The 10,367-nt window shown below is 68.3% G+C and carries 11 protein-coding genes; 7 read left to right on the top strand and 4 right to left on the bottom strand.

Annotated features, from left to right (window positions below):
- The 4 genes from ipdC to A9X04_RS17215 form a co-directional block, all read left to right on the top strand.
- Positions 1 to 1,047 (top strand): (3aS,4S,5R,7aS)-5-hydroxy-7a-methyl-1-oxo-octahydro-1H-indene-4-carboxyl-CoA dehydrogenase (gene ipdC, locus A9X04_RS17200; RefSeq protein ID WP_067922840.1); only part of this gene is annotated, 1,047 nt, incomplete at its 5' end.
- Positions 1,048 to 1,101: 54 nt separating this feature from the next.
- Positions 1,102 to 1,524: a nitroreductase family deazaflavin-dependent oxidoreductase gene (locus A9X04_RS17205; RefSeq protein WP_067922846.1), complete on the top strand. Its 423-nt coding sequence runs from the start codon at positions 1,102 to 1,104 to the stop codon at positions 1,522 to 1,524.
- A 68-nt stretch (positions 1,525 to 1,592) separates the two neighbouring features.
- Positions 1,593 to 2,240 carry a SatD family protein gene (locus A9X04_RS17210; protein WP_067922849.1) on the top strand — a complete coding sequence of 216 codons (648 nt, stop codon included), beginning with the start codon at positions 1,593 to 1,595 and terminating at the stop codon, positions 2,238 to 2,240.
- Positions 2,237 to 2,977, top strand: a complete 741-nt coding sequence (locus A9X04_RS17215; protein WP_067922852.1) for a hypothetical protein — start codon at positions 2,237 to 2,239, stop codon at positions 2,975 to 2,977. The genes A9X04_RS17210 and A9X04_RS17215 overlap by 4 nt, the downstream gene beginning before the upstream one ends.
- Before the next feature lie 99 nt (positions 2,978 to 3,076).
- On the opposite strand, the gene fadA6 is transcribed toward A9X04_RS17215, so the two are convergent.
- The 4 genes from fadA6 to ipdE1 are packed head-to-tail and all read right to left on the bottom strand — an operon-like array spanning position 3,077 to position 6,864.
- Positions 3,077 to 4,237, bottom strand: a complete 1,161-nt coding sequence (fadA6, locus tag A9X04_RS17220) for a steroid 3-ketoacyl-CoA thiolase FadA6 (RefSeq protein ID WP_067922856.1) — start codon at positions 4,235 to 4,237, stop codon at positions 3,077 to 3,079.
- A gap of 2 nt (positions 4,238 to 4,239) precedes the next feature.
- Entirely contained in the window at positions 4,240 to 4,842 is a 603-nt protein-coding gene (gene kstR2 / locus A9X04_RS17225) for a TetR family transcriptional regulator KstR2 (protein WP_156764394.1), read from the bottom strand.
- A gap of 44 nt (positions 4,843 to 4,886) precedes the next feature.
- Positions 4,887 to 5,675: a (5R,7aS)-5-hydroxy-7a-methyl-1-oxo-2,3,5,6,7,7a-hexahydro-1H-indene-carboxyl-CoA reductase gene (gene ipdF, locus A9X04_RS17230; RefSeq protein ID WP_067922865.1), complete on the bottom strand. Its 789-nt coding sequence runs from the start codon at positions 5,673 to 5,675 to the stop codon at positions 4,887 to 4,889.
- 28 nt (positions 5,676 to 5,703) lie between these two features.
- Positions 5,704 to 6,864, bottom strand: coding sequence for an acyl-CoA dehydrogenase IpdE1 (gene ipdE1 / locus A9X04_RS17235; protein WP_067922868.1), 1,161 nt, complete (start codon positions 6,862 to 6,864; stop codon positions 5,704 to 5,706).
- 84 nt (positions 6,865 to 6,948) lie between these two features.
- On the opposite strand from ipdE1, the gene fadD3 reads away from it, so the two are divergent.
- The 3 genes from fadD3 to A9X04_RS17250 form a co-directional block, all read left to right on the top strand.
- Positions 6,949 to 8,508 carry a 3-((3aS,4S,7aS)-7a-methyl-1,5-dioxo-octahydro-1H-inden-4-yl)propanoate--CoA ligase FadD3 gene (gene fadD3 / locus A9X04_RS17240; RefSeq protein WP_067922873.1) on the top strand — a complete coding sequence of 520 codons (1,560 nt, stop codon included), beginning with the start codon at positions 6,949 to 6,951 and terminating at the stop codon, positions 8,506 to 8,508.
- Between the two features lies 1 nt (position 8,509).
- A complete protein-coding gene (locus A9X04_RS17245) occupies positions 8,510 to 9,643 on the top strand; it encodes an acyl-CoA dehydrogenase family protein (RefSeq protein ID WP_067922879.1) in 1,134 nt (377 codons plus the stop codon).
- The coding region (locus A9X04_RS17250; RefSeq protein WP_156764395.1) for an acyl-CoA dehydrogenase family protein at positions 9,640 to 10,367 on the top strand (728 nt) is incomplete at its 3' end. The genes A9X04_RS17245 and A9X04_RS17250, both read left to right, overlap by 4 nt.

The raw sequence follows: 10,367 nt of genomic DNA on the forward strand, positions 1-10,367 counted from the left end.
CTGGTCGGTGTCGAGCACCCGGTGGTGCAAACCGGGATGGGCTGGGTGGCCGGCGCCCGGCTGGTGTCCGCGACGGCAAACGCGGGCGGGCTGGGCATCCTGGCATCGGCCACCATGACACTGGACGAGTTGGCGACGGCGATCGGCAAGGTCAAGGCCGCCACCGACAAGCCGTTCGGCGTGAACATCCGCGCCGACGCCGCCGACGCCGGCGACCGCGTCGACCTGATGATCCGCGAGGGCGTCAAGGTGGCGTCGTTCGCGCTGGCACCCAAGCAGGAGCTCATCGCCCGGCTGAAAGAGGCCGGCGTCGTGGTGATTCCGTCGATCGGTGCGGCCAAGCACGCGCGCAAGGTCGCGGCCTGGGGCGCCGACGCGATGATCGTGCAGGGCGGCGAGGGGGGCGGACACACCGGACCCGTCGCCACCACGCTGCTGCTGCCGTCGGTGCTGGACGCCGTGCAGGGCACCGGAATCCCGGTGATCGCCGCCGGGGGATTCTTCGACGGGCGCGGACTGGCGGCCGCGCTGAGCTACGGCGCCGCGGGCGTGGCGATGGGCACCCGCTTCCTGCTGACCTCCGATTCGACGGTGCCCGACGCCGTCAAGCGGCGCTACCTGGATGCGGCCTTGGACGGCACGGTGGTCACCACCCGCGTGGACGGCATGCCGCACCGCGTCCTGCGCACCGGACTGGTCGAGAGGCTGGAAGGCGGTTCGCCGGTAAGGGGTCTCACCGCCGCCGTCCGCAATGCCGCGAAGTTCAAGCACATGTCGCAGATGACGTGGCGATCGATGATCAGCGACGGCCTGGCCATGCGCCACGGCAAGGAGCTGACCTGGTCACAGCTGGTGATGGCGGCCAACACGCCGATGCTGCTGAAGGCCGGGCTGGTCGAGGGCAACACCGAGGCCGGCGTGCTGGCCTCGGGCCAGGTGGCCGGCATCCTCGAGGACCTGCCGTCGTGCTCCGAACTGATCGACTCGATAGTGCGGGACGCGATCAAGCATCTACAGGCGGCGTCGGCGCTCGTCGAAGAACGATAAGCCGGCGACCAAAGACCCTGGCATCGGGTCGGTGCGCCGCGTCACCCTGGACGAATGATCACACTGGAACCGGCAACCTGGCCCACTCCGTTTTTGAACGCGATTCGCACTTCCAACAAATACCTGCTCAACCCGCTGATGCTGCGGCTGGCCGGCCGCAAGAACTGGTATGCGGCCGCGATCGAGCACACCGGACGGCGGTCGGGCAAGGTGTACTCCACACCGGTCGTCGCCGAGCGAATCGACGACGGTTTCGTCATACCGCTGCCCTACGGCACCGACGTCGACTGGTTGCAGAACATTCGTGCCGCGGGGCGAGCGACCATCTCCTCACACGGCGAGAAGTACGAGGTGGTCCACCCCGAGATCATCGACGCGGCCGAGGCCCTGCCTCTGCTGTCGGCCTCCCGCCGACGCACGTTTGAACGGGTCGGCATCGAGGCTTACGTCAGGGTCAAGGACCAGCCGACGAGCTGAGCAGCGTCTCGATCCGTCTCAATTTAGTTCCATACTGAATAATGAACAAATGAAGCTATAATCTTCATATGGCCAGAATGAAGGCATCGCCTTCAATTCGCGCGACGTTGATCGGCGATGTCGTGGGGTCCCGCCGCGCCCGCGACCGCGCCGCCCTCCATCGACACGTCGCCGCAGCGCTCGGCCGAGTGGCGGCCGACGCGATCGACCCGCCGTCGTTCACCGTCGGGGACGAGTTTCAGGGCAGCTTTCCCACCCTCGGTGGTGCCATCGATGCAGCGTTGACCGTGCGCCTGCTACTCGCGCCCGACATCGACGTCCGATTCGGGCTGGGATGGGGCGCGGTGACCGTTCTCGATGCCGATGCGGGAATCCAGGACGGGCCGGGGTGGTGGACCGCCCGGGAGGCCATCCAGCAGACTGCGGCGGCCCAGCGGCAGCCTGGCTTCACGCTGGTGCGCACGACATTTCGGGCGGACAGCGAGACACGCACCGACGTCGCGGCGGTCAACGCGGCGCTGATTTGTCGGGACCATCTGCTTGGATCACTCGACGAGAGATCGTTGCGGATTGTGAGGGGGCTGATGACCGGGCGGACCAAGAGGGAGCTCGCCGACGCCGAGGGCATCAGCCCGTCGGCGGTGTCGCAGCGCGCGAGCCGCGACGGTTTGGATCTGATTGTCGTTGCCAGCCAATACCTTCGGAGCCTGCAGTGAGCGCCATCGCCGTCCTGCTTACGGCGCTCGGCATCGCCGACCTGTGTCGCAGGGCGGTCCGCGCAGCATGGGTGCCGCTGGTCGTCGGACCGGTCGTGGTGGCGGCGGTCGCGGCGCTGGGCGCGCTGTGGCGTGCCGGTGACATCCCGCTACTCATCCTGGCGGCCGCCTCCGTCGTGGCATGGGAATGGCTGTGCGCGCGCAGTGAACGCACCGGCGGCCACCAAGCCGCGCCGCTGGCGGTGTTCGCCGCGACACTGGCGCTGCTGACGTTGATGTCCGGATGGTCGTCCTCGGTCAACGGTGCCATCGCGCGGTGGGTGGGCTGGGTGCACTTGGCACTCGGCCATGTCACCCCCAACCAGCTGCTCATGATCGTCGGCGTGGTGCTGGTGCAGTTCGCGACCGCGAACCAGCTGGTCCGCCTGGTGCTCGGCTCGGTCGGAGCGGTACGCCCGGCGGGCGAGCCGCAACCGTCGGACCGACTCAAGGGCGGCCGGCTGCTGGGACCGCTGGAACGCCTGCTGATCCTGAGCCTGGGCGTCGGCGGGCAGGTGGCCGCGGCCAGCGCCGTCGTCGCCGCCAAGGGCATCATCCGCTTCCCCGAGTTGACCGCCCAGAAGGGCCGCGACGGCCAGGTCGGCATCGACGAGGTGACCGAGTACTTCCTGGTCGGCAGCTTCACCAGTTGGGCGTTGGCTCTCGGCGGGATCGGCCTGGCGCTGGCCGCCCGGTAAGTTCCCGCGATGAAGGTGCCCTGCCGATAGCGAAGCAGGTCGCTGCTCACCCGGACGATTGTCCAGCCCAAGTCGGCCAACGCGAAAGCGCGAAAGCTGTTACAGCCGTTCGATGATGGTGACGTTCGCGGTGCCGCCGCCCTCGCACATCGTCTGCAAGCCGTAGCGGCCGCCGATGCGTTCGAGTTCGTTGAGCATCGTGGTGAAGAGCTTGGCGCCGGTAGCGCCCAGCGGATGACCGAGGGCGATCGCACCTCCGTTGGGGTTGACCTTCTCGGGATCGGCCTTGGTCTCCTTGAGCCACGCCATGACCACCGGTGCGAACGCCTCGTTGATCTCGACGGTGTCGATGTCGTCGATCGACAGACCCGTCTTGTCGAAGGCGTGCCGGGTGGCGGGGATCGGCCCGGTCAACATGAACACCGGGTCGGCGGCGCGGGCGCTGATGTGGTGGATGCGCGCCCGCGGGGTCAGGTTGTGGTCCTTGACGGCCTGCTCGGAAGCCAGCAACACCGCGCTGGCGCCGTCGGAGATCTGGCTGGCCATCGCCGCCGTCAGCCGACCGCCTTCGACGAGTGTCCTGAGGCCGGCCATCTTCTCCAGCGACGACTCGCGGGGCCCCTCGTCGACCCGGAACGGCCCGGATTCGGTTTCCACGGTGATGATTTCGTTGTCGAAGTGACCGGCGCGGATCGCGGCGAACGCGCGCTCATGGCTGGTCAGCGAAAACTGCTCCATCTCTTCACGGGACAGGTTCCATTTCTCGGCGATCATCTCCGCGCCGCGGAACTGGGAGATCTCCTGATCGCCGTACCGGTGCAGCCACTGCTTGGATTCGTTGGTCGGCGAGGAGAACCCGAACTGCTCGCCCACGGTCATCGCCGACGAGATCGGGATCTGGCTCATGTTCTGCACGCCACCGGCCACGATGAGGTCCGCCGTTCCGGACATGATCGCCTGGGCGCCAAAGGAAATCGCCTGCTGGCTGGAACCGCACTGCCGGTCCACGGTGACGCCGGGGACCTCTTCGGGGTAACCCGCGGCCAGCCACGACAGCCGCGCGATGTTGCCCGCCTGTGCGCCGATGGCGTCGACGCAGCCGGCGATCACGTCGTCGACGGCGGCGGGGTCGACGTCAACCCGGTCGAGCAGTCCGCGCCAACCCAGGGCACCGAGGTCCAGGGGATGTACACCGGCTAACGATCCGTTGCGCTTGCCGACCGCGGTACGCACAGCGTCGATGACGTACGCCTCAGCCATTTTCAAACTCCTTCTTTGGTAATCCCACCGAGAACGATGGCGAGGTATTGCTGACCCACCTGTTGGGCTGTGAGGGGGCCGCCGGGCTGATACCAGCGCACCGACACCCAGGTGGTGTCACGAATGAAACGGTAGACGAGGTCGACGTTGAGGTCGGGCTGGAAGTAGCCCTCGTCGATGCCCTGGTTGATCACCTCGAGCCACATCTTGCGTTGCTGGCGGTTCATGTCCTCGATGTAGGAGAACCGGGGCTGCGACAACAACCGCTGGGCTTCGTCCTGGTAGATGACCACCTGCGCGTGCCGGTGCTCGATCGCCTCGAACGACGCCATGAACAGTCCCTTGAGCCGCTCCAGCGGGTTGGCCTCGCTGTCCACGATTTCGCGATAGCGGGCGAACAACCAGTCCAGGAAACTACGCAGCAACTCGTCGACCATCTCTTCCTTGGAGGAGAAGTGGTGGTAGAGGCTGCCGGACAGGATGCCCGCGCTGTCGGCGATGTCACGCACGGTCGTTGCGCGCAGGCCGCGCTCGGCGAACATGGTCGCGGCGAGTTCCAACAACTCGTCGCGGCGGCTGTTCGCCTGACCGGGCACTCGTTCCACCCGGTCAGGATATCAACCAAGCGCTTGCTTGGCCAGCTATCGGCTCACGGATGCTGGCTGGACACCGAGATGACCTCGCCGGTCAGATAGCTGGAGTAGTCGCTGGCCAGGAACGCGATGGTGGCGGCCACCTCCCAGGGCTCGGCGGCCCGCCCGAACGCTTCACCGGCCGACAACCGGTCGAGCAGGTCCGCCGACGTCGTCTTGTCCAGGAACTTGTGGCGGGCGATGCTCGGGGAGACCGCGTTGATCCGAACCCCGTAGTCGACGGCTTCGATTGCGCTGCAACGGGTTAACGCCATCACCCCGGCTTTGGCGGCCGCGTAGTGCGACTGTGAGTGCTGCGCCCGCCAGCCCAGCACGCTGGCGTTGTTGACGATCACGCCGCCATGGTCGGCGTCGCGGAAGTAGGCCAACGCCGCCCGGGTGGCCCGGAACACCGACGACAGGGTCACGTCCAGGACGCGGTCCCACTCGTCGTCGGTCATGTCGACCACCGGCGTCTGCCCGCCGAGCCCGGCGTTGTTGACCAATACGTCGAGCCGGCCCATCCGTGCCGTGGTCGAGGCGATCAGCGCGTCCACCTGCGCGGTGGACGTCACGTCGCACAGCACGCTCTCGACCCGGCCCAGCCCCAGCCCGGACAGCTCGTCGGCGGTCTCCCCCAGCCGCCGTTCGTGGTGATCGGACACCACCACGTCGGCGCCCTCGACCAGGGCCCGTCGCGCCGTCGCCGAGCCGATGCCGGTGCCCGCCGCCGCGGTCACGACGATCACCTTGCCCTGCAGAAGCCCATGCCCGGCAACCTCTTTCGGAGCTTCGGACAGGCTCATGCTTCCTCCTCCGTCTTCGCGCAAGCGCTCATCCCTTTACCTCCCGGGGCAGGCCGAGCACCCGCTCGGCGATGATGTTGCGCTGGATCTCGTTGGACCCGCCGTAGATGGTGTCGGCACGGGTGAACAGGAACAACCGCTGCCACTCGTCGAATTCGCCGTCCGAGAGGGTCATCCCGGGCTTGCCGACGACGTCCATCGCCAGCTCGCCCAGCGAACGATGCCAGTTGGCCCACAACAACTTCGACACGTTATCTTTCCCGGCGGCCCGGCCGCCTCCTTCGACGTCCATGGTGGCCAGCGCGTAGGACCGCATCGCGCGCAGCCCGGTCCACGCCCGGGCCAGCCGCGCCCGGATAAAGGGATCGTCGGCGGCGCCGTTGCGCCGCGCGAGGCCGGCGAGGTTGGAAAGCTCACGGGCGTAGCGGATCTGCTGCCCGAGCGTCGAGACGCCGCGCTCGAAGGTCAGCGTGCCCATCGCCACGCGCCAACCGTCGCCGGGCTGTCCGACCACCAGGCCGGCCTCGGTGCGGGCGTCGTCGAAGAAGACCTCGTTGAATTCCGAGTCACCGGTCAGCTGGACGATCGGGCGGACCTCCACCCCCGGCTGATCAAGCGGCACCAGCAGGTAGGACAGCCCGGCATGCCGCTTGGAGCCCTTCTCGGTCCGGGCCACCACAAAGCACCACTGCGCCCAGTGCGCCAACGACGTCCACACCTTCTGGCCGTTGATCACCCACTGGTCGCCGTCGAGCTCGGCGGTGGTGGACACGTTGGCCAGATCGCTGCCGGCGCCCGGCTCGGAGTAGCCCTGACACCACAGCTCGGTGACATCGAGGATCTTGGGCAGGAACCGCTGCTGCTGCTCGGGGGTGCCGAAGGCGATCAGCGTCGGGCCGAGCAGCTCCTCGCCGAAGTGGTTGACCTTGTCCGGGGCGTCGGCGCGGGCGTACTCCTCGTAGAACGCGACGCGGTGCGCGGTGGACAGCCCCCGGCCCCCGTGTTCCACCGGCCAGCCCAGACAGGTCAGTCCGGCCTTGGCGAGATGCTGATTCCATGCCCGGCGCTCCTCGAACGCCTCGTGCTCGCGCCCGGGCCCGCCAAGACCCTTCAGGGCCGCGAATTCGCCGACCAGATTGTCGGCGAGCCACTGGCGGACCTCCGCCCGGAACTCCTCGACGTCCTGCATGCCCTGTAGGCTAACCTACCAAGCACTTGCTTTGTTAGGCCGTCGGTAACTGCGCACCGCGGACCGAACCTAGAGGAGCATTCGATGACCAGGGCCCACGCCTATAGGGCAGGGGACGATCCCCGCACCGTGCCCGCGGCGCTGGACCGTTTGGCGAGTCAGCTCCCCGGCCACGACGCCCTGATCACCGCCGAGCGGACCTTCACATCGGTCGAGCTGCGCGATGAGGTGCACCGGGCGGCGGCCGCGCTCATCAGCCTCGGTGTGGCAGCGGGGGACCGCGTGGCCATCTGGTCGCCGAACACCTGGCACTGGGTGGTCGCCTGCCTGGCGATTCACCACGCCGGCGCGGCCATGGTGCCGCTGAACACCCGCTACACCGCCGAGGAAGCCGGCGACATCCTCGCCCGCACCGCTGCGCCCGTGCTGTTCGGGATGGGCCGCTTCCTGGGCAACGACCGCCTCGCCGACCTGGATCGCCAGGCCCTGCCGGCGCTGCGGCACATCGTCAGAATCCCGATCGACGCCGATGACGGGACGTGGGACGACTTCATCGCGCGGGGCACCGACCTCGGTGCGGTGGCCGAGCGCGCCGCCACCGTCACCCCCGACGACGTCAGCGACATCCTGTTCACCTCCGGCACCACCGGCCGCAGCAAAGGCGTGCTCTGCGCGCATCGGCAGTCGCTGTCGGCCTCGGCGTCGTGGGCCGCCAACGGCAAGATCACCAGCGACGACCGGTACCTGTGCATCAACCCGTTCTTCCACAACTTCGGCTACAAGGCCGGCATCCTGGCCTGCCTGCAGACCGGCGCCACGCTGATCCCGCACCTGACGTTCGACCCGCTGCGCGCGCTGCAGGCGATCGAGCGGCACCGCATCACCGTGTTGCCCGGGCCGCCCACCATCTATCAGACGCTGCTGGACCATCCGCAGCGCACGGACTACGACCTGAGCTCGCTGCGGTTTGCGGTGACGGGGGCCGCCACCGTGCCCGTCGTATTGGTCGAACGCATGCAGTCCGAGCTCGACATCGACATCGTGCTGACCGCCTACGGGCTGACGGAGGCGAACGGCATGGGCACCATGTGCCGCGCCGACGATGACGCGGTCACCGTCGCGACCACCTGCGGGCGCCCGTTCGCCGATTTCGAATTGCGCATCGACGCAAGCACTCCCGGCGAGGCCGGTGAGGTGTTGCTGCGCGGACCGAACGTGATGCTGGGTTACCTCGACGACCCGGAGGCGACGGCGGCGGCCATCGACGCGGACGGCTGGCTGCACACCGGGGACATCGGCGCGGTCGACGCGGCCGGCAACCTGCGCATCACCGACCGGCTCAAGGACATGTACATCTGCGGCGGGTTCAACGTCTACCCCGCCGAGGTCGAGCAGGTGCTGGCCCGGATGGAGGGGGTGGCCGACGCGGCGGTGATCGGCGTTCCCGACGAGCGGCTCGGCGAGGTCGGCCGGGCATTCGTGGTGGCCCGGCCCGGTGCCGACCTCGACGAGCAATCCGTGATCGCTTACACCCGTGAACATCTGGCGAACTTCAAGGCCCCGCGGTCGGTGCGGTTCATCGACGCGTTGCCGCGCAATCCGGGCGGCAAGGTGGTCAAACCACAACTGCGAGAGTGGACCTGACGTGGATCTAGAACTGGACGAAGACACCCTGGCGTTGCAGGCCGAGGTGCGGGACTTCTTGTCGGCGAACGCCGATGCGATCCCGACGAAGTCCTACGACAACGCCGAAGGCTTTGCCCAGCACCGGTATTGGGACCGGGTGCTGTTCGACGCCGGACTGTCGGTCATCACGTGGCCCAAGAAGTACGGCGGCCGCGACGCGCCGCTGCTGCACTGGGTGGTGTTCGAGGAGGAATACTTCCGCGCGGGCGCCCCGGGCCGTGCCAGCGCGAACGGCACCTCGATGCTCGCCCCGACGCTCTTCGCGCACGGCACCGAAGAGCAGCTGGACCGCATCCTGCCGAAAATGGCCAGCGGGGAACAGATCTGGGCGCAAGCCTGGTCGGAGCCCGAATCCGGCAGCGACCTGGCCTCGCTGCGGTCGACCGCGACCAAGACCGACGGAGGCTGGCTGCTCAACGGGCAGAAGATCTGGAGCTCCCGCGCACCGTTCGCCGAAATGGGTTTCGGATTGTTCCGGTCGGACCCCCAAGCCCAGCGGCACCACGGCCTGACGTACTTCATGTTCGACCTGAAGGCCAAGGGCGTCACCGTGCGACCCATCGTCCAGCTCGGCGGCGACACCGGCTTCGGCGAGATCTTCCTCGACGACGTCTTCGTCCCCGACCACGACGTGATCGGCACGCCGAACGCGGGCTGGCGGGCGGCGATGAGCACGTCGAGCAACGAGCGCGGCATGTCGTTGCGCAGCCCGGCCCGCTTCCTCGCGGCGGCCGAACGATTGGTGCAACTGTGGAAGGACCGCGGCTCCCCCGCGGCGTTCGCCGACCGGGTGGCCGACGCGTGGATCAAGGCCCAGGCCTACCGCCTGCAGACGTTCGAGACCGTGACCAGGCTGGCGGCCGGCGGTGAACTCGGCGCCGAATCGTCGGTGACCAAGGTGTTCTGGTCGGACCTCGACGTGGCGATACATCAAACCGCGCTGGACATCCTCGGCGCGGACGGCGAGCTGGCCGGCCAGTGGACCGACGGGCTGCTATTCGCGCTGGGCGGCCCGATCTATGCCGGCACCAACGAAATCCAGCGCAACATCATCTCCGAACGGCTGTTGGGCCTGCCCCGAGAGAAGAAGTGACCGTGGAATTCCAACTGGACGAACAGCAGCGCGACTTCGCGGCCAGCATCGACGCCGCGCTCGGTGCGGCCGGCCTGCCCGGCGCGATCCGCGCGTGGGCCGCGGGCGACACCGCGCCCGGCCGCAAGGTGTGGGGGCAGCTGGCCGACCTCGGCGTCACCGCCCTGGCGGTGCCCGAGAAGTTCGATGGCATCGGGGCACACCCGGTCGACCTGGTGGTAGCGCTCGAACGCCTCGGACGCTGGTGCGTGCCAGGGCCGGTGACCGAATCCATCGCCGTGGCACCGGTTCTGCTGGCGGACGATGAGCGCTGCGCGGGCTTGGCTTCCGGCGAGCTCATCGCCACCGTCGCAATGCCGCCGCAGGTTCCGCGCGCCGTCGACGCCGACGCGGCCGGGTTGGTGCTGTTGGCCACCGACGACGGCGTGAGCGAGGCGGCCCCGGGTGAAGAGCACGAGTCCGTCGACCCCAGCCGGCCGCTCTACGACGTGACCGCAACCGGGGCCAGTTGGCAGGCGGACGTCAAGCGCGCCTACGAGTTCGGCGCGCTGGCCACCGCCGCGCAGCTGGTCGGCGCGGCCGAGGCGCTGCTGCGCGACACCGTCGACTATGCCAAGCAGCGGTCACAATTCGGCCGGGTGATCGGTTCCTATCAGGCGATCAAGCACAAGCTCGCCGACGTGCACACGGCGATCGAGCTGGCCCGGCCGCTGCTGTACGGCGC

The sequence above is a fragment of the Mycobacterium sp. E3247 genome (assembly GCF_001667785.1).
Lineage (GTDB): Bacteria > Actinomycetota > Actinomycetes > Mycobacteriales > Mycobacteriaceae > Mycobacterium.